Genomic DNA, 18,359 nt, shown 5'->3' on the forward strand with positions numbered 1-18,359 from the left:
GTATAGGTAGCCCCTTCGTTTCGTTGCGCTTCCGCCCGAACTTCAGCTCAGAGCGGAGTGCTGCAACGAACGAAGACTCTGCAAATATCCTCTCAAACCAATGATGACACTCTCGCTTTGAAGCCTGCTTGCTCCAAAGCGCTCACGGTTGCCTCTTCATCTTGAACACGGAATTGAGAGCCAAAGCGCACAATCTGGCTTCGAGTCGGAGTCCCGACGATCGCAATCACTGAAACTTTAGCATGGTCTCGATCGCCATTCTCCTGCAACACCGTTTTAAGCCGATGCCGTTCCATTGCATCATCTGCAATCCTGGGTTCAAGTTCAACCATCACCATTCGCACCTGATCGATTGGTTCCGCGTCGTCAACAATGAACTGGAACTGATCTTCATCGCGTTTATCAATCTTGCCCCAGACCATCAGACGCGCATCCGGTTCAATTAGGCTACCGATGCGATCGAAGGATTTGGGAAACACCACCGCTTCTGCTCGTCCGGTCAAATCTTCGATCTGAATCACTGCCATTGCATCCCCTTTCTTGGTTGTAACTCGTTTTACCGCAGTAATCATGACGATCGCGCTGACGGTTGAACCTTCTCGACTGTTCTGTAAGTTGCCTAAGCTAATTGGTGCTAACACTTTTGCCGAGTCTTGCAGTTGCTTTAGGGGATGATCGGAAATGTAGAAGCCGAGGACTTCTTTTTCGAGCCGGAGCTTTTCTTGCGAAGGATAGTCGGCAACCGTTGCACTTCTTGGAGCCGTCTCAAAGCTGCTTTTCTGCGTTACTGCACCGAGTAGATCGAATAAGCTACCTTGTCCACTAGCGCGATCGCGCGCCCTCGATTGTGCCCAGTCCATCACGAGTTCTAGATCGTTGGCGAGTTGGTGACGATTCGGTGCGATCGAGTCAAACGCTCCACAGTGAATCAAGGCTTCTAATGCACGTTTATTGAGTGCGCGGGAATCGACGCGATCGCATAAATCCGCCAGTGATTTGAACGATCCGCCTGCGTCACGGGCTTCGAGAATGGCTTCGATCGCGCTCATTCCTACGTTTCGCACCGCAGAGAGTCCAAACAGGATCGCATCTCCGGTGGGCGTAAAGTCGATGCCCGATCGGTTGATATCCGGGGGCAGCACTTTGATTCCTAAACTATGACAGGTTGCGATGTAGCGCTGAACTTTGTCTTGTTCACCACTGTTAATCGTTAAGATTGCTGCCATATATTCAACGGGATAGTTCGCCTTCAGATAAGCCGTTTGGAAAGTGACATAACCATACGCCATTGAGTGCGATTTATTGAAGCAGTATTCCGCGAACTTCACCATCTGCTCAAACAGTTCTTCGGCAATTTTGGCAGAAACCCCCCGATCTTTTGCACCTTTGACAAACAAGGCTTGGTGCTTTTCCATTTCAGCCTTTTTCTTTTTACCCATTGCTCGACGCAACAGATCCGCTTGACCGAGCGAATAGCCTGCCATATCCTGAGCAATCTTCATGATCTGCTCTTGAAACACCATGATGCCATAGGTTTCTTTCAGAATCGGCTGAAGAATCTCATGAGCATAGTCAATCTTTTCACGACCGTGTTTGCGATTGATGAACTTAGGAATCAGCTTTGCATCCAATGGCCCTGGACGATAAAGCGCAAGCACCGAGGAAATATCATCAATTCCATCGGGTTTCAGGTCACGCACAATCTGACGCATTCCAGAGGATTCAAGCTGGAAGATCCCTTCAAGTTCGCCTCGCGCTAGCAGCTTGTAGACTTCTGGATCATTGAGCGGCAAGCTATCCAAATCGAGTTTGATGTTTTGGCTTTGTTCGATTAGCTCGATCGTTTTCTCGATCATGGTGAGATTCTTCAGGCCTAGGAAGTCCATCTTCAGTAAGCCTAGTAGCTCAATGTCTTCCATTGCATATTGAGTCACAATGCCGCCATCTTTGGTCATTTCTAGTGGCACAATCTCATCCAATGGCTCTGAAGAAATCACGACACCCGCCGCATGAACTCCGGTGGCTTTGTTTGTGCCTTCGATCCGCATTGCCATGTCTAGCCAGCGACGGTAGGTAATGGGCGGATTGGTGTTCGGAATGACTTGATCTTGATGGTATTTCTGGCTGAACTCTTTCGAGGGTGTTTCAGTCGGAGACACCATGATTTTGAGCTTCGTGGATTTACCGCGAAACACTGGAATTTGTTTCGCCATGCGATCGGCTTCACTCAATGGAATGTTCAGCACCCGCGCTACATCTCGCAGAATGGCTTTCGAGTTCATCCGGTTGTAGGTGATGATCTGCGCGACTCGCTCTGTGCCATACTTTTCGGTCACATATTTGATCACTTCATCCCGCCTGTCGATGCAAAAATCCGTGTCCACGTCTGGCATCGATTTACGCTCTGGATTCAAGAATCGCTCAAACAGTAAGCCATGATGTACCGGATCAATGTTCGTGATTCCCAGTGCATAAGCAACCAGTGAACCCGCCGCAGAACCGCGCCCCGGCCCGACCGGAATCTTATTGTCTCTCGCATACTTAATGTAGTCCCAAACCACCAGAAAGTAGGTTGAGAATCCCATCTGCTTGAGCATATTCAACTCATAGATGAGACGATCGCGGTATTCATCACTGATTTCATCTCGCGAGTTCCGTTTCTGACGCTGAATCAATCCTTCCCAAGCAATCTTTTCGATGTAAGTATCCGCAGTAAATCCGGGTGGAATCGGATAGTCTGGCAGTCGAGGTTCACCACCCATTAGGGTGTATTGTTCAATCTTGTCCGCGACTTCTACAGTGTTTGCGATCGCAGCTTCAATGATGTCTTGCGGCAAATGATCTCGAAAGAGCGATCGCATTTCATCTGCTGATTTTAGATACTCGGTTCCGGTGTAGCGCAGTCGTTTCTCTTCAGAAATTAACTTTCCGGTTTGAATACATAACAAAGCATCGTGAGCTTCGACATCATAGCAAGACACATAGTGCGAATCATTGGTCGCAATCAGCTTAATGTCTAGTTCCTGAGCAATCTTGACAATCTCAGGATTAACAATGCGCTCCTCTAACAATCCATGATCCTGAATCTCAAGATAGTAATCATCCCCAAATAGCTCCTTATACCAAGCCGCAATTCTCCGAGCAATTTCGGGCTTTCCTTGCAGAATCGCTTGCGGCACTTCTCCACCGAGACAAGCACTCGTCACGATCAAGCCTTCATGATATTCAGCGAGTAAATCTTTGTTGACACAGGGACGCGAAAAGATTCCTTTACCCTGAACGCCTTTAAGGTGCGAGATTGTGGTGAGCTTAACGAGGTTCTTATAGCCTTGTGTATTCTTCGCTAAAACAACTTGATGATATTTCGGGCGGCGTTCTTGCTTCGTAATGTCGCCGTTGATGATATACATCTCGTTGCCGATGATCGGCTTAATGTCTTTTCCTTGACAGGTCTTAATCAATTCGATCGCACCATACATCACCCCATGATCCGTCAGCGCGATCGCGGGCATTCCAAGTTCCACGGCGCGATCGACCAATTTCGACAACTGCCCCGCACCGTCAAGCAAACTGTAATCACTGTGAATGTGCAGACCGACGAAAGACATAATCACTCAACCCACGCGAAGGAATGAGTTTTACAGTAACCGATCTTGAGCGCTATATCTACAAATTTTTTGAAATAAATTCCCAATTGCCCCCAGATATAGAGTCAAGAGAATTCGCACCCCGATTCATATCCCAATACCAATGTACCAAATTCAGCGACGATCGGGCGTTGCGCCCATTACCGTTTACGCTGAAAATAGCGATTTGCAATTGGGGAATATGTCGCAGTTAATTCAAGTGATGCAAAGTATATTCGATCGTCCTCCTGTGCCCTTTAATCCGGCAAATCAAACGCTTAAAGGTTGGGCGATGTTTTGTTTACGCGATCGTGGCTTCATGGTGCAATCTGCCCAAAATGCCGATTTTGCCGTAACCACCAAAGGCGAAAAAGTTGCCTTTCGCGTCACGCAATCCGAACCGAGTGATGCTGCTACGGGTTGGATCGTGGTCGATGCCTCCGGGAAACAAGCCAGAGTTATCGCCCCCGAACCCTAACGCAAAACCACCTTTCGACGACTCCGGATCTTTTTGATCCGGCGTTTTCTTGGCAGATCCGATGCGAGAATATCCCGCATTTCTTGCCAGAAGGGACGATCGGAATGATGCAGATCAACCAGAACGATCGCCACACTAAACAACAAGATCGCAGTTCCCCCGACAAATAGCGCCATCGATCCCGTGACCAGCCATTGTGCCTCTAGAACCGTGCGAATTGCTAACGCAAACGTACTCGACACAAACAAAGCCAGCGCGTAATACATCACTAAAATGCCGTTATTTGCCGATTTAACGCGCTGTTGCAGATAGCGGATCTGCTTTTGCAGCATAGATAACCGATTGGCTCGATCGAGTTGACCCAGCACTTGAAAATATTCCACATTCGTAATTTGCAGACGATTTTCAATTACGCTTCGCCGCAGCAGTAGCCCACCCAAAACAAACGCACAGGCAAGCAGCATCAGCACCGAATTGAGAATCAGTTGAATCAATTGGGTCGTGTCGTCTATACTCATGCCACCTCTGATACTCTCTAACGACAAAGAGGATAGCACGAATTTTAGTACCAGCGTACTAAATTTATAAAATACCGAAATTGCAAGAATCTAAGCACTGGGCTGATCAATTCCTCGAAATACTCGGACTGCCTCTGCCAGATCCGCTTCTCCGATTAGGATGCAGCGCTTCAGCAGATCTAAATCTAGATCTTCAAGTCCCGGTAGCTCACTACGATCGATCTGCTCATATTCCCCATTTTTTAATCGATAGAGCGTGAGTGTCCCATCCTGCCAAAACCAAACTTCAAGAACGCCTAATATCCGATATCTCGCAAGCTTGGCAGAACTTCCACTCGTAAAAATCACCTCGATCGCTAAATCAGGAAATGGCTTAGGACGCTCAATCCAGTAGGACTGATCCGCTTGCGCCGAAGCCTCTCTCGCTCCAAAGTTTTATCACCAGTGGGTTTAAATGCGATATTTTGATCGATTAAGAAGGTCGTGATTAGATAACCAATAATGTGAACAAAGGTCGCATGATCTTCACCAGGCATAAAAATTTCGATCATTCCTTGGTAGTAAGCCAGCTTTGCGCCCGGAGTTTCATCAAATCCTTGCTGAATCAGTTTGAAGCGCTCCCAGTCTCCATACAGCACAATGCGCTGATCCGTCGTTCTTGTGAGTAGTTGAGCCATAACTTTATTACTCTACGGAATACCTGTGCCTTACCAGATCTTCATGCTATCCCAGCATTGAACTAGGGAAGCGTTAAAATCTCATATCCATTATCAGTCACCGCGATCGTATGCTCGAACTGTGCGGAGAGCTTCTTATCTTTGGTGATCACAGTCCAACGATCGCTTAAAAACTTCAGTTCATACGTGCCTTCGTTCAGCATGGGTTCGATCGTAAACACCATTCCCGGACGCAGCTTCACCCCTGTTCCTCGCTTGCCAAAGTGTGGAATCTGCGGTTCTGTGTGAAACACTCGTCCCACCCCATGACCCACCATATCGCGCACAACTGAGAAACCATTCGCCTCAGCATACTCCTGAATCGCCGCACCAATATCCCCCACCCTTGCACCCGGTTTCACTGCCGCAATGCCGCGCATCATTGCTTCTTTTGTCACTTCGACTAACTTTCGAGCCGCCTCCGAAGGATTCCCAACCAGAAACATTCTCGATGTATCCCCGTGATAACCATCGAGAATCGGAGTGACATCAATATTAATAATGTCGCCGTCTTTAAGAATCTGCTTGGGGCTGGGAATGCCGTGACAAACGACTTCGTTAACGCTAGTGCAAATGGAACCGGGATAAGGCGGATGATTTGGAGGAGCATAGCCGAGTGTGGCGCTGATTGCACCGTGTTCTTTCATCCAGCGATCGGCTTCGTCATTCAATTCTTGAGTGCTAACTCCCGGTTGTACCAAAGGCTCAAGATAATCCAACAACTGTGCTGCAAGCTTGCCCACTGTCCGCATTTTGTCGAGTTCCCGCGCTGAAAGCAGAACAATCCCACGATGTTGAGTTGCAGGTTTGGCAATGGACAATAAATTTTGCAGATTCATAGCGCTTTCTTGCTGGCACAGCATAGCCTAGCGTAACACAGGCGGGACTGATAGGATGCTATAGACCAGCAGAACAAGATCTCGACTATGGGCGGAAAAACAGACTTAGAGCGAGTGGTTGCCTATGTGCCTCCGGAGTGGAAGAAGGATCTAGAAGCATGGGCACAAGCGGACGAACGATCGGTCTCCTGGCTCGTTTCAAAGTTAATTGAACGAGCACTGCAGGAACGACGAGAGCAACAAAGCTCTACAGAGACTGTAAACTTGCGTTGAATCAGCAATTGAGTAATTTTATGAAGGGACGAACAGCGTTGACGATCGCGATTCTCAGCGCTTTTCTGATGGGGCTTGCTGTTGCGCCGATGAGCTTTTGGTGGCTGGCGTGGTTTGCGTTGACTCCAGTTTGGGCGATGACTGTAAGAACACGATCAATTAAACCCGCGATCGTTTGGGGCATTGTCTATCACGGCTTTGCACTGCACTGGATCACAGGATTGCATCCATTGATGTGGTTGGGATTATCCTGGGCTGCAAGCGTGTCGATCGTGGCGTTTGCGTGGGCGTTTATTACCTTGTGGGGCGCATTCTGCACAGGAATTTGGGCGTGGGGATTAGCACGAATTCCCAATCGTTCGATTGTGCGAGTGATTGCAGGAACCGCGCTATGGTGCGGATTAGAATTCGTGCGGCAGTGGAGTGCATTGGATTGGACATCGCTGGCTTATACGCAGAGTCCGCATAACTTAGTGATTCTGCATTTGGGGCGAATTTCTGGAGCATTGACCGTAACAGCCGCGATCGTTGCCGTAAATGGATTAATTGCAGAAGCATGGTTAGCCAAAAGTAAAAAAATTATTGCAAGTGCGATCACGCTATTAATCATTCTGCATCTGATCGGATTTGGATTATATCAAACTGCGATCGTACAATCTTCCGAAGTAAAGTTAACCGCAGGAATTATTCAAGGCAATGTTCCAACTCGACAGAAACTATTTGCCGAAGGATTGAGAAAAGCATTAGATGGATATTCATCGGGATATCGATCGCTTGCAGATCAATCCGTTGATTTTGTTGTAACTCCAGAAGGCGCTTTACCGTTTCTGTGGCAGGGCGAAAACATCCGAAATGCTGTCACGCAAGCGATCGCAGAAAAACGAGTTTTAGCGTTGCTTGGAACTTTTGTGCCAGAAGGAACGCGATACACGCAAAGCTTAATTGCAACTGCACCCGATAGAAGTCCGATCGCTCGCTACAACAAAATCAAATTAGTTCCACTAGGTGAGTATTTGCCATTTGAAAAATTACTGGGTGGATTAATTGGGCGCTTATCTCCGATCGACGCTTTCATGATTCCGGGCGATTTTAACCAACAGTTTGAGACACCCATTGGACGAATTGCGATCGGCATTTGTTTTGATTCTGCATTCTCAGAAGTCTTTCGTCATCAAGTTGCAAACAAGGCGGAGTTTCTCATCACTGCATCAAACTTAGATCCCTACAGCACTGTATTAATGGCACAACATGAAGCTCATGACATTATTCGGGCGATCGAAACCGATCGCTGGGCAGTGCGCGTGACAAATACCGGATATTCGGGCATTGTTGATCCGCATGGTCGCGTCAAATGGCGATCGCAAAACAATCAATACCAAACACACGCAGACACAATCTATCGCCAGCAAACACAGACTTTCTATGTGAAATGGGGTAATTGGCTAACCCCGACATTATTAGGAATAACCGCCGTTTTGCTGTTCTTCGTAAGCCGCAATCAACGGTAGATCCTGAGGATGATTACTCGGTCTAAGTTCCGTTAAATCTTGAATGTTTTTCAACATCGTTTCGCAAATCGCGTCGAGCGGTAAATCATTCGGGTCGCGCCCAAAGGGATTTTCGATCTCAATCCCAATTGCCTCAATTCCAAACAGCGTAAAACTAATTAGCACCACAACCGGAGGAGTCCACCAACCCAGACTCTCCACCATTTGAAACGGCAAAGAGAGACAGTACAGCAGAATTAATTGTTTTAAGTGAATCGCATAAGCGATTGGCATCGGTGTCTTTAAAATTCGCTCACATGCACCCAAGCTATCCACTAACCCATCTAGTAAACGCTGCATTTCGGTGAGCTGATGAATCTTGACGCGATCGCGCTGATACTGAAGTTGCAAGTAATCTGCAATCCAGAATGCAACCCTCAACGGTGGATTTTGAATCCCCTTTAATCGCGCTACGCGATCGAGCGAAATTACAACTTCAATCTCAGAGCCCAATGGCTCTTGTCTCAAGTGAGATTTGACTGCCACAGAAAACGCCACTAGCAAATACAGCGCTTCAATTTTTCCGGCTCTGTCGCCTTCTGTGACTTCCGCCACCGCAACCCAAATCTGCCGCGCCAGATTGCGCGTATCGTTCACCAGTTTTCCCCAAGCCTTCCGCCCTTCCCAAAATCGGTCATAAGCCGTGTTCGTGCGAAACACCAGCAGCAATCCCAGCACAATATTCGGGATCAAACTCGCCAATGCCGGCAGCGAAACAGGTTGCCCCTTTACGAACGCGATCGTAATCAGCAACGCAAACCCACCGCAAAAGAGAGAGCGGGGCAGCACTTGCAGCAACACTGATCCTTTAATTTGCAGTGCGGTTCTCAACCAGTGTTTTTTCTCAAAACTCATCGAACTCGATCGGCTTGCAACCGTTTCATCATATTGCACTGACTGACAATGATTAAGAATCTTGTCGTAATCTATCTATGGAAACGCTTACAAACTTCCATCGAACTCGATACACCTGTGCAACATAATAGAAACTGAAAGACTCGTGAGGTAGGTTATGCCCGTCAAAAAAGGCGACATGGTTCGTGTCATCCGCGAAAAGCTCGAAAACAGCCTCGAAGCCAAAGCCAGTGATCCGCGTTTCCCCAACTACATCTTTGAAACAAAAGGCGAAATCGTTGACCTCAAGGGCGACTATGCTTACGTCAAGTTCGGCACCGTTCCCACACCGAATATTTGGTTGAGACAAGATCAGCTTGAACCCTTCAAATAAATTCTCTAGAAAACAACACACCGCTAGTGGTTGCGATCGCTCTGATGGTGACGATCGCAACCACCAGCGGCTCATCCCACAAAAATTGATCGCGCACTCGCATTGAGCAGCTAGAGTATCAGCAATTCTAAAACTCCCCCGTAGAAAGAGAAGATTTGTCGAGAAAGCAGGCAAACTGAGGTGGAGTTTAACATTTGGGTTGCTTTAGGGAACTGACCATGAATCGACGCTGGCTGGGTGGTTTGGTGGGAATGGTTTGTGTTGCAACAGTTGGCTACACAGTTTCGATCGTGGCTGCGACACCTGAAGAAGTGATCCGCCGTCCTTTCACCTGTCCAGGGCAATCAGAAGCCGAAGCAAAAAATTTTCAGGTGCTTACGGTACGAAAATGGTCGCAAGGATTAGTCGCTCTGTACCGCGGCAATTGCAGCAGCGATCGCTCAACCTTCCAAACTAAGTCTCAACCGATGTTGAGCTACCGAGTCGTAAAGCGCAGCGGCATGGAATGGAACTTGATTGATACCGGGAGCTATGTCAGTCAGCAGAGCAAATCTGCTTCTTCCAAGTCTAAAAAATTGATTGAGTACAGCGTCGGGCGCACGACCACCAAGGGTAAAGAGCGACAAGCAATTTTCTATGGAGAAGTGCTATCGCCAACCGTTGCAGCCGTAGAAGTTACCTTCAACAACGGAAAAGTTTTACGCGACAACAGCTTGGATGGAATGCTGCTACTCGTTGCCCCTGGAGCAACAGCGATTTGCGATGTCAGATCCTTGGGCGTAGACAATCAAATCTTGCAGCGCGACGAACTCATCCCGATCAATACAACCGCCGTGAGCAAAACCTGTCAGCCCATTTCAGGGCAACTGTAACGATTAGACTTTTCCAACTAACCCTGCACGATCGATAAGCAGAATCGCAGAAGCAGGATTGATTGCAGCTCATGATCCTCTTAATCAAAAATGGGCTGCTCTTGATTTTGAGCAGCCCATCAAAGGCATCATTATGAAGATGCGGAACCCGGGACTTGAACCCGGAAGTCCTTGCGAACACTAGAACCTGAATCTAGCGCGTCTACCAATTCCGCCAGTCCCGCAGGGCGAAGCATTTAAGCACCGCGATCTCTGATTGTTACGCACCTGGCTCAAAATGTCAATCTTTTGGGTAATCTGATTTTGCCCAGCGCGATCGCGCTTCTCCTCACCCGCTTCGACAGACGGTTTAGCATAATGCTGGACAATTTTCGACTTTCCGGTAGAATCTAAACCAACTTTAAAGTAATTGTAACGATTGCAATCCAGGAGGATAAGGCCATTACTCTCGCTCCCAGCTTGTCTAACTCCCATTCTTCACCCGAAGAACGCCACTCTGTCCTGCACATCTGGGGTCGCCAGCCCCTGAGTGGACACGTCACCATTAGCGGTGCCAAAAACTCTGCACTCGTCCTGATGGCAGGATCAATCTTATGCTCAGGCACTTGTCGGTTACGCAATGTTCCTTCTCTGTTGGACATCACCCGCATCGGTGAAATCTTGTCCGCATTGGGCGTGAAAGTTTCTCACAGTCAAGGAATTTTAGATCTCGATGCGTCCGAAATTACGCAGTCGAAAGCACCCTATGATTTGGTGAGCCAGCTTAGAGCCAGCTTTTTCGTTGCAGGCCCGCTACTAGCGCGGCTCGGAGTGGCACAGGTTCCCTTACCTGGCGGTTGCTCGATCGGCGATCGACCCGTTGATCTGCACGTCAAAGGATTGCAAGCCCTGGGCGCAGAAGTGATTATCGAACACGGAGTCGTCCATGCTCGTCTTCGTGGCAATCGCAAACGATTAACTGGGGCGCGGATTTATCTCGACTTTCCCAGCGTTGGTGCAACCGAGAACATCATGATGGCGGCAACTCTAGCCGAAGGGGAAACCATCATCGAGAATGCAGCTCAAGAGCCTGAAGTCGTAGATCTAGCAAATTTCTGCCGGGCAATGGGCGCACAAATTCGCGGTGCGGGCACAAATCGCATTGTGATCAATGGGGTGCCGCAACTGCACGAAACCGAGTATTCCGTCGTTCCCGATCGTATCGAAGCTGGAACCTTTTTGCTGGCAGGTGCAATTACACGATCGGAGATTAGCTTATCTCCGGTTGTGCCCGATCATCTGAGTGCTACGATCGCGAAGCTGAGTGAAATTGGGGTGAAAGTTGCGATCGATGCACCCGATCGAATTCGGGTACTTCCGACTGAACAATTCCGAGGAACCGACATCGAAACCCTCCCCTTTCCAGGATTTCCAACGGATCTGCAAGCTCCGTTCATGTCGCTTCTAACCTTAGCGGAAGGCGACAGCATGGTTACGGAGAAGCTGTTTGAGAATCGGCTCCAGCACGTTGCAGAGCTAAATCGCATGGGAGCCGACATCCGCTTGAAAGGCAATATTGCGATCGTGCGGGGTGTGCCCCAATTGTCGGGTGCGCCCGTCCAAGGAACCGACTTACGCGCATCTGCCGCCTTAGTGATTGCAGGCTTAGCAGCAAACGGAATGACCACGGTGCGCGGACTAAATCACCTCGATCGTGGGTATGACAACATCGAGGCAAAGCTGCGCGGTTTGGGTGCGAAAATTCAGCGTGCTCAAGAAGCTGAGATTCCGGCGGCTCCGGCCGAATCAAAGCGCAGTTAATTCAGCCAACTGAGGGAGATGTTTTTTAGGGAGATGCCTTTCTGTCTCCCTAAAGCTTCAATTAAACATTGCAGAACCTTAATCGTTTCGGTGCTGAGATAGGGTGAACAGATTAAGATAAAGTCTACTGCGTGTGCAGCATTCCCCCGTTGTTTCATGGCGCGTTATGACTGGTCTCAATCCTTCTACTCATCGTCGTTTGCTAGAACTCCCCCAAATTTCCTCGGTCTGGGAAGGCGATCGACGAGTCCTCACTTCTGGTGCGCCGATCGATCCGGCTTGGTCTGAGTCTTCTTCAACCGAAGGAGAATGTATTCTCTGGGTGGATGGCTCTCAGGGCGTAGTGCGGGCGATGGATGTCGTACCCGTTGAGACGGGGCATGAAGCGATCGTGAGAACGCTCCTGCGGGCGATGGAGCATCCCCACAATCCCGCGAAACCGGCTCGACCGCAGAAGATTGTGGTGCGCGATCGAGAAACGCTCTTCTACCTTAGAGGCGTACTTCAAGATTTAGAGATTGTGCTGGATTATGTCCCGGAACTGCCGCTGATCGATGAGATCTTTCGGGGATTTCAAGAGACGACGAATACTCGTCCGCCTGCAATACCGCCGCAGTTTGCAGAAGAGTTACTGGCAAAAGCAAGTTCACTCTGGGAGGATGCCCCTTGGTCGCTATTGCCAGATCACAAGATTCTAGAGATCGAGCTAAATCGCTGGGATTTGGGCTGTGTCTACGCCTCGGTCATGGGAATGCTGGGGATGGAGTACGGCATTTTGTTGTATCGATCGCTCGATTCACTCAGGCAGTTTCGGCAGCGAGTGCTTTCTAACGAATCGATGGAACGCATGGAAGAGGCGTTCTTGGCGCAGGATTGCTTGTTTCTGACGTACGAAACCGATGACGACGATGAGGAATTCGACGGCGATTTAGAGGGAATGCCCGACGCTCTGCTCAATCCTGTTTTTGGAAATTTGCATCCGCTGGAAGGGATTCGATCGTTTCTTTACGAAGAAGAAGCGATGGCGTTGATTGTTGTTTTAGAGGCGTTCCATCGATTCCTCAAGTCGCATCGCCGCAAGTTAATGAACGATGAATTCCCTGCAATTAGTAGCCGATTTAAGATTCCTTCTCCTGAAGGGGATACGATTTCGCTCAAAGTTTCAACGCTACCGGAAGTCGCAGAAGAACTGTATGCAATGGTCGAGGATGATGAGGCGGATCTGAGCCAGATGCCGATGATTCGCGATGATCTGGTGCCCGAAAATTCTTTCTTGAGTTTGGGAGTCGTGCCCTGGGAAGTCGTGGAAGAGCTACGATCGAGTGCAACTCATGTTCAACTCGATTCTCCAACGCAAGCAGGCGACGGATTGCCGATTATTTTGATTCAGACCTCACGCCCCAAAGCGAAGCAGATGATTGAAGAAATCGAAGCAGCGGGGGGATTGGGTGGAATTTGCTTTAATCCGGGGGCTGATCCGTTTATGGGCGATCGCTACGATATCGGCTTGCTGCAAACGCAGAATGGGGATTTGCATCTATTCGGGGAGTTTGAAGAAGATGATCCAACTCATGCCCAAGCGCGAAAAAAGTGGGATCAGCGCTGCAAGAAAACCAAAGGAATTTGTGGGTTGTTGATTGCAAAAGGATTGACGGGGGCGAGCCGGGGCAATCCGAGCTTGAAAGATATGATGGCGCTGTATGAGGTGAGATCGCTGACTTCCGACGATTTAGGTTTGGGCTTGCTAGAACGGAAATTTGCAGTCGATTGGATGTAGCTTATGGTTGCTGAAATCAAATCGGACATTATTTACCCGGACAGCGATGGTAAGCCGATGGCGGATAATACCAAGCAGTTTGAATGGATTGTGTTGATCAAGAAGAATCTGGATTTGTTGTTTCAACATCATCCGAACATTTTTGTTGCTGGCGATTTGCTATGGTATCCCGTCGAAGGCAAGCCTGGTATTTGTACTGCTCCGGATGCAATGGTCGTGTTTGGCAGACCGAAAGGCGATCCCCTCGGAGTGAGTGGTGCGGTGCGGGGTTCTTATCTTCAACATCGAGAGGAAAATATTCCGCCTCATGTTGTGTTTGAGATTTTGTCTCCGAGCAATACGCGGCGGGAAATGGAGCAGAAATTGTTGTTTTACGATCGTTACGGGGTTGAGGAGTATTATCTCTACGATCCGGATACAAACCAGTTGCGCGGTTGGCTCCGAACCGATGTCTTTCTCGAAGAAATTGAGGATTTTTCGAGCTATGTCAGCCCTCGTTTGGGCATTTGGTTTGATGTCACGCTGAATCCGATGCAAATTTATCGCCCAAATGGTGAGAAGTTTTTGAGCTATAGCGAACTAAACCAACAATTCCAGCAGGAACGAGCTAGAGCAGAGCACGAACGAGCCAGAGCGGAGCAGGAACGAGCCAGAGCAGAACGATTGGCAGCGCGGCTACGGGAATTAGGAATCGACCCAGATGAGGTTTGAATTGGGGCGATCGACACTTTTAGCTCCCTCTCCTGTGGGAGAGATTTTGGGTGAGAGCGGCTCGGTGGTCTGATGTTTAATTAGGCTTGTCTACCTACTTTAGATACTTTAGATTCGTCGCATTTTATTTTTCTCGATTCTCTCTTCTGTCTTAAATGAGACTGAGTTAGTAAGGCGATCGCCCTCTTCCCGATCGTCTCTCGATCGCTGATGAATATTGCCAAATCGTTAGATTCTGTCTCAATTCGATCAGGAAAACTAATTTTTTGAGTACAAATGCTTACTCAAAACCGGAAAAATCAAAAAATAATTCTCAAATCCATATAACTTAAAGGTTTCAGGCGTTCAGATTTTGGAAACAGCCTATAGAATGAGCAATTGAAATTTCGAGAGAATCGGAGTTTCAGGCGATCTGAACTCTCCAACCTCGGAGTTAGCCAATCCGTCTCATTTGAGACAAAACGCCCTTTCTTTAACTCATGGGAGATTTTTATGAACAAAGGTGAACTCGTTGATGCAGTGGCAGAAAAAGCTAGTGTCACAAAAAAGCAAGCCGATGCAGTCTTGTCAGCCGCGATCGAAACGATCGTCGAAGCAGTATCATCTGGCGATAAAGTAACGTTGGTTGGGTTTGGCTCGTTTGAATCACGCGAACGTCAAGCACGGGAAGGACGTAACCCCAAAACTGGGGATAAGATGGAAATTCCTGCAACTCGCGTTCCGGCATTCTCGGCGGGCAAATTGTTCAAAGAGAAAGTCGCGCCTCAGTCAGAAGATTAATTCGCTCATCGTTAACAACAGGCAGGAAACAATTTTGGTTCGTCCAGCGCACGGGGGAAATTTATCTTGGGCAGCAGGTCTGGTTGGCTGTTCCCCCGCTGCAATTCTTGATTTTTCTGCCAGTATCAATCCTTTGGGAACACCTCGATCGGCAATTGATGCGATTCAAGCGCATTTGCCGCTTCTACGGGACTATCCTGATCCGAATTATCAGCAGGTGCGATCGATGCTAGCTCAGATCCACCAGCTTTCTCCGGATTGGATTTTGCCCGGAAATGGGTCGGCAGAGTTGCTGACTTGGGCGTGTTGGGATTTAGCGGAATTTGATCAGACTGTCCTATTTACACCTGCATTTGGGGATTACTTTCGGGCGCTGAATGCCTTTAGCGCGAAGGTTCAGCGTGTGTCGATCGGTTCAAATCTGCAAGGCTCAAAATCGACTGGACTGCTGTTAAACAATCCGCACAATCCGACTGGGAAACTGTTCGATCGGGCTTGGATTCTCGAACAGCTCAATCAGTTTGGATTGGTCGTCGTGGATGAAGCGTTCATGGACTTCTTGCCGCCCGATCAAGAACAGAGTTTAATCTCGGAGGTGCAGAACTATCCGAATTTGGTGATTTTGCGATCGTTGACTAAGTTCTACGCGTTGCCAGGATTGCGATTTGGATACGCGATCGCGCATCCAAATCGCCTGAAACTTTGGCAGCAACGGCGCGATCCTTGGTCGGTGAATACTTTAGCTGCGGCTGCGGCTGAAGCCGTTTTACAGGATCACGAATTTCAAAAACAGACGTTCGCTTGGCTCAATCTAGCTCGTCCACAGCTTTTTGAAGGCTTGAAGGCGATTCCAGGACTGTCGCCGCTCCCCGGTGCTGCAAACTATTTCTTAGTCCAGTCTGAATGTTCCGTCCCACAGCTACAAAAACAATTGCTGGAACACGATAAGATTCTTATTCGAGATTGTCTCAGTTTCGCGGAACTGGGCGATCGCTATTTCCGAGTGGCAGTTCGCTTAACTTCGGAAAATCAACGTTTGATTGATGGGCTGACTTCATGCCTGCTGACTACGATTTCGTAATCATCGGATATTCTGAGACTGGAATTTATGCGGCAATCCAAGCGGCTCGAAAACGAGCAAGAGTCGCACTGATTACGCAAAATTGTCAGCCGAAAATTCCACGCGCTCGCGTTCTCGCTCATTTTGCCAAAACGATTCATCAAGTTTCTCGATCGCGTCCATTTTTCGATTTCGATGTGCGATCGCTCCGGCTTGATCCGGTGAATCGCTATGTTGATGCGATCGCTCAATCTCATCAGGAGTTCTACGACCCTGCAAAACTGGAGGGATTAGGGATTGAGTTGATTTCAGGTTCAGGTGAGTTTTGCTGCAAGCCACAGACCGGATTTGCCGTCAATGGACGCATTCTTAAAGCGCGTTCTTACCTGATTGCCACAGACTACACATCGGCGATTCCAGCCTTTCTAGAGCCGTCTGCTATTCCATTTCTCACACCAGACTCGATCGTGACGGAAATTCCTAAATCGATCGCGATTATCGGCGATGATCCGATCGGTGTTGAGTTGGCGCAGTTGTATTCACGATTGGGCGCACAGGTAACGATGCTGATTCGGCAGGCGCATCTCCTCGCGATCGCTGATCTTGAAGCAGCGTTTCTCGTCCAAGCCGCACTCGAAGCGGAGGGAATTCGGGTGATTAATACGTTGCACATTCGAGGAATTCAGCAGAACCGAAATCAGAAAATTATTGAGATTGAGAACACAACGATCGAGGCGGATGAAGTTCTCATCGCTGTAGGTTGGCAGCCTATCTTAGCGAACCTAAATCTACCTGCAATGGGGATTCAGGAACCGATTCAACTCAACGATCGCTTACAAACTGTTCATCGGCGCGTGTATTGGGTCGCTCATCCGCTGCAATCGATCGCCCGTTATCAATCAGATGTCGTGATTAAGAATCTCTCGTCGCTGCCGATTTTCAAAGTTGATTACGATCGTGTAGTTCAATCTGTTGCAACTGATCCTGAGTTCGCATGGATCGGACTAACCGAAACTCAAGCAATTCGTCGGTATCGCCGCGATGTCATCGTATTGCGGCAGCCCTTTCACTCGTTGATGCAGGCTCAAATCACTGGAGCAACAACGGGGCTATGTAAATTGATTGTGCGGCGCGATGGTCGAATTGTTGGCGCTCATATTGTTGGCGACGGTGCGATCGAACTCATTCACTTAATCTCGCTTGCAATGTCTGAGAATCTCAGGCTTCAACGCTTCGATCGTTTTTCTTATGCGTCTCCAGCACTGGCGGAAGTCATCAAAAATGCGGTTCATGAATGGCACACTTTAAAGCGAAATAACTTCCTTCAGGATTTACAGGAGAGCTATTTTGCTTGGCAGCGCAAGCGCGTCAAATAGCTCATCCCACTGCAAATTCTGTCAACTTCCGAACTGAGGGCGGGTGAAACCCCAAAACAATGTCTTCCTTTGGAACGCCCTGTTCTACAAGCTCTTGAGCAATTTCGCCTTCAGTTCCATCGTATTGAATCCAGATTTTGCCCTCTTTTAGATCAAGATGAATTAAGCATCCATAATCCCGATCGCCGTTCCGTCTCCAACCTACATAGACAAGCTGATAATGGTCGCGCTCAGTATCAAAAATTGTCTGAGCTTCAACTTGAGAATTAGAACGTTGTGATCGGGCAGCCCGATCGCCTAATACCTTTTGAATAATTTTTCGATATCGCTCTACAGATTCCATTGCACAATCACCTCCTGGTCTGGATCATAGATCAAGAGATCGATTTGACTGCGCTCAATTACAGCTCAAATAAACCGTAATGAGAAAAAGGCTCGATATGCTTTTACCGGAATTGCTAGATAAAGGTGACGATCAGGCTCCTCTTCTTCCAGCGCATAGCGGTAACCAAGAAACTGTCCATGTGCAGCGTGAAACTCTGAAATTGCAGAAGTTTCGATAAAGCTTTTGATTTCGATCGCAATCTTCGTTTGATCTCGTTCGGCTGCAATTAGCTGCTCGGCTCCCAAACAATGTACGTTTCCACACCACCCACACGCAGTTCGTAAGGATCGTGAGTAATTGTCCATCCATCTTCTTGCAATGCACGTTTTACAGCTTCGTGAAATATATCTTTAGCCATTGCTGTGTGAAATTA

At 48.3% G+C, this 18,359-nt stretch carries 18 protein-coding genes, 1 tRNA gene and 1 pseudogene; 11 read left to right on the forward strand and 9 right to left on the reverse strand.

Annotated elements, in window-relative coordinates:
• Positions 1–92 precede the first annotated feature (92 nt).
• A complete protein-coding gene (locus tag NC981_RS03895; RefSeq protein WP_348241600.1) occupies positions 93–3,608 on the reverse strand; it encodes a DNA polymerase III subunit alpha in 3,516 nt (1,171 codons plus the stop codon).
• Positions 3,609–3,750: 142 nt separating this feature from the next.
• Between NC981_RS03895 and NC981_RS03900 the strand changes: the two genes are divergently transcribed.
• Complete coding sequence (locus NC981_RS03900) at positions 3,751–4,104, forward strand: hypothetical protein (RefSeq protein ID WP_348241601.1); 354 nt, start codon at positions 3,751–3,753, stop codon at positions 4,102–4,104.
• Here NC981_RS03900 and NC981_RS03905 read toward each other — a convergent pair.
• From NC981_RS03905 to map, 4 genes are all read right to left on the reverse strand, one after another.
• Positions 4,101–4,622 carry a DUF2721 domain-containing protein gene (locus tag NC981_RS03905; RefSeq protein ID WP_348241602.1) on the reverse strand — a complete coding sequence of 174 codons (522 nt, stop codon included), beginning with the start codon at positions 4,620–4,622 and terminating at the stop codon, positions 4,101–4,103. The two genes, NC981_RS03900 and NC981_RS03905, sit on opposite strands and share 4 nt — an antisense overlap.
• 90 nt (positions 4,623–4,712) lie before the next feature.
• On the reverse strand, positions 4,713–4,970 hold the full coding sequence (locus NC981_RS03910) for a hypothetical protein (RefSeq protein ID WP_348241603.1): 258 nt from the start codon (positions 4,968–4,970) through the stop codon (positions 4,713–4,715).
• An 8-nt stretch (positions 4,971–4,978) separates the two neighbouring features.
• Positions 4,979–5,299: a hypothetical protein gene (locus NC981_RS03915; protein WP_348241604.1), complete on the reverse strand. Its 321-nt coding sequence runs from the start codon at positions 5,297–5,299 to the stop codon at positions 4,979–4,981.
• Between the two features lie 62 nt (positions 5,300–5,361).
• Entirely contained in the window at positions 5,362–6,177 is an 816-nt protein-coding gene (gene map, locus NC981_RS03920) for a type I methionyl aminopeptidase (protein WP_348241605.1), read from the reverse strand.
• Between the two features lie 87 nt (positions 6,178–6,264).
• Here map and NC981_RS03925 point away from each other — a divergent pair, with 87 nt between their 5' ends.
• Together NC981_RS03925 and lnt are read left to right on the forward strand one after the other, a co-directional pair.
• The gene (locus NC981_RS03925; RefSeq protein WP_348241606.1) at positions 6,265–6,450 is read left to right on the forward strand and encodes a CopG family transcriptional regulator; all 186 of its coding nucleotides are present in this window, start codon (positions 6,265–6,267) and stop codon (positions 6,448–6,450) included.
• A 20-nt stretch (positions 6,451–6,470) separates the two neighbouring features.
• Positions 6,471–7,958 (forward strand): apolipoprotein N-acyltransferase, encoded by a 1,488-nt coding sequence (gene lnt, locus NC981_RS03930; RefSeq protein ID WP_348241607.1) that lies wholly within the window; start codon positions 6,471–6,473, stop codon positions 7,956–7,958.
• On the opposite strand, the gene NC981_RS03935 is transcribed toward lnt, so the two are convergent.
• Positions 7,908–8,852: a bestrophin family ion channel gene (locus NC981_RS03935; RefSeq protein WP_348242040.1), complete on the reverse strand. Its 945-nt coding sequence runs from the start codon at positions 8,850–8,852 to the stop codon at positions 7,908–7,910. The two genes, lnt and NC981_RS03935, sit on opposite strands and share 51 nt — an antisense overlap.
• Before the next feature lie 157 nt (positions 8,853–9,009).
• Between NC981_RS03935 and NC981_RS03940 the strand changes: the two genes are divergently transcribed.
• Together NC981_RS03940 and NC981_RS03945 are read left to right on the forward strand one after the other, a co-directional pair.
• Positions 9,010–9,225, forward strand: a complete 216-nt coding sequence (locus tag NC981_RS03940; protein ID WP_190378646.1) for an NAD(P)H-quinone oxidoreductase subunit O — start codon at positions 9,010–9,012, stop codon at positions 9,223–9,225.
• 218 nt (positions 9,226–9,443) lie between these two features.
• Positions 9,444–10,097 carry a hypothetical protein gene (locus tag NC981_RS03945; protein WP_348241608.1) on the forward strand — a complete coding sequence of 218 codons (654 nt, stop codon included), beginning with the start codon at positions 9,444–9,446 and terminating at the stop codon, positions 10,095–10,097.
• Positions 10,098–10,237: 140 nt separating this feature from the next.
• On the opposite strand, the gene NC981_RS03950 is transcribed toward NC981_RS03945, so the two are convergent.
• Positions 10,238–10,321: transfer RNA gene (locus NC981_RS03950), tRNA-Leu, on the reverse strand.
• Positions 10,322–10,556: 235 nt separating this feature from the next.
• Here NC981_RS03950 and murA point away from each other — a divergent pair.
• The 6 genes from murA to NC981_RS03980 all read left to right on the forward strand — a co-directional run bounded on the left by murA (position 10,557) and on the right by NC981_RS03980 (position 17,601).
• Positions 10,557–11,897: a UDP-N-acetylglucosamine 1-carboxyvinyltransferase gene (gene murA, locus NC981_RS03955; RefSeq protein ID WP_348241609.1), complete on the forward strand. Its 1,341-nt coding sequence runs from the start codon at positions 10,557–10,559 to the stop codon at positions 11,895–11,897.
• A 166-nt stretch (positions 11,898–12,063) separates the two neighbouring features.
• Complete coding sequence (locus NC981_RS03960; protein ID WP_348241610.1) at positions 12,064–13,674, forward strand: hypothetical protein; 1,611 nt, start codon at positions 12,064–12,066, stop codon at positions 13,672–13,674.
• Between the two features lie 3 nt (positions 13,675–13,677).
• Entirely contained in the window at positions 13,678–14,385 is a 708-nt protein-coding gene (locus NC981_RS03965; RefSeq protein ID WP_190378643.1) for a Uma2 family endonuclease, read from the forward strand.
• Between the two features lie 492 nt (positions 14,386–14,877).
• Complete coding sequence (locus NC981_RS03970; RefSeq protein ID WP_190378642.1) at positions 14,878–15,165, forward strand: HU family DNA-binding protein; 288 nt, start codon at positions 14,878–14,880, stop codon at positions 15,163–15,165.
• Positions 15,166–15,199: 34 nt separating this feature from the next.
• Entirely contained in the window at positions 15,200–16,246 is a 1,047-nt protein-coding gene (gene cobD, locus NC981_RS03975) for a threonine-phosphate decarboxylase CobD (RefSeq protein ID WP_348241611.1), read from the forward strand.
• Positions 16,222–17,601: an NAD(P)/FAD-dependent oxidoreductase gene (locus tag NC981_RS03980; RefSeq protein WP_348241612.1), complete on the forward strand. Its 1,380-nt coding sequence runs from the start codon at positions 16,222–16,224 to the stop codon at positions 17,599–17,601. Before cobD ends, NC981_RS03980 begins: the two co-directional genes overlap by 25 nt.
• Position 17,602: 1 nt before the next feature.
• Here NC981_RS03980 and NC981_RS03985 read toward each other — a convergent pair whose 3' ends face one another.
• Positions 17,603–17,944, reverse strand: a complete 342-nt coding sequence (locus tag NC981_RS03985; RefSeq protein WP_348241613.1) for a XisI protein — start codon at positions 17,942–17,944, stop codon at positions 17,603–17,605.
• A pseudogene (locus NC981_RS03990) lies at positions 17,932–18,344 on the reverse strand (XisH family protein). The gene NC981_RS03985 and the pseudogene NC981_RS03990 overlap by 13 nt, the downstream one beginning before the upstream one ends.
• Positions 18,345–18,359: the final 15 nt, after the last annotated feature.

Source organism: Leptolyngbya sp. DQ-M1 (genome assembly GCF_039962505.1).
GTDB lineage: Bacteria > Cyanobacteriota > Cyanobacteriia > Leptolyngbyales > Leptolyngbyaceae > Leptolyngbya.

Coding starts and splice junctions, on each gene's coding strand:
- NC981_RS03980 (WP_348241612.1), top strand. CDS start 16,222: ATGCCTGCTGACTACGATTTCGTAATCATCGGATATTCTGAGACTGGA.
- NC981_RS03965 (WP_190378643.1), top strand. CDS start 13,678: ATGGTTGCTGAAATCAAATCGGACATTATTTACCCGGACAGCGATGGT.
- NC981_RS03905 (WP_348241602.1), bottom strand. CDS start 4,622: ATGAGTATAGACGACACGACCCAATTGATTCAACTGATTCTCAATTCG.
- NC981_RS03900 (WP_348241601.1), top strand. CDS start 3,751: ATGTACCAAATTCAGCGACGATCGGGCGTTGCGCCCATTACCGTTTAC.
- NC981_RS03915 (WP_348241604.1), bottom strand. CDS start 5,299: ATGGCTCAACTACTCACAAGAACGACGGATCAGCGCATTGTGCTGTAT.
- NC981_RS03945 (WP_348241608.1), top strand. CDS start 9,444: ATGAATCGACGCTGGCTGGGTGGTTTGGTGGGAATGGTTTGTGTTGCA.
- NC981_RS03925 (WP_348241606.1), top strand. CDS start 6,265: ATGGGCGGAAAAACAGACTTAGAGCGAGTGGTTGCCTATGTGCCTCCG.
- NC981_RS03935 (WP_348242040.1), bottom strand. CDS start 8,852: ATGAGTTTTGAGAAAAAACACTGGTTGAGAACCGCACTGCAAATTAAA.
- map (WP_348241605.1), bottom strand. CDS start 6,177: ATGAATCTGCAAAATTTATTGTCCATTGCCAAACCTGCAACTCAACAT.
- NC981_RS03895 (WP_348241600.1), bottom strand. CDS start 3,608: ATGTCTTTCGTCGGTCTGCACATTCACAGTGATTACAGTTTGCTTGAC.
- NC981_RS03985 (WP_348241613.1), bottom strand. CDS start 17,944: ATGGAATCTGTAGAGCGATATCGAAAAATTATTCAAAAGGTATTAGGC.
- NC981_RS03940 (WP_190378646.1), top strand. CDS start 9,010: ATGCCCGTCAAAAAAGGCGACATGGTTCGTGTCATCCGCGAAAAGCTC.
- NC981_RS03970 (WP_190378642.1), top strand. CDS start 14,878: ATGAACAAAGGTGAACTCGTTGATGCAGTGGCAGAAAAAGCTAGTGTC.
- NC981_RS03960 (WP_348241610.1), top strand. CDS start 12,064: ATGACTGGTCTCAATCCTTCTACTCATCGTCGTTTGCTAGAACTCCCC.
- lnt (WP_348241607.1), top strand. CDS start 6,471: ATGAAGGGACGAACAGCGTTGACGATCGCGATTCTCAGCGCTTTTCTG.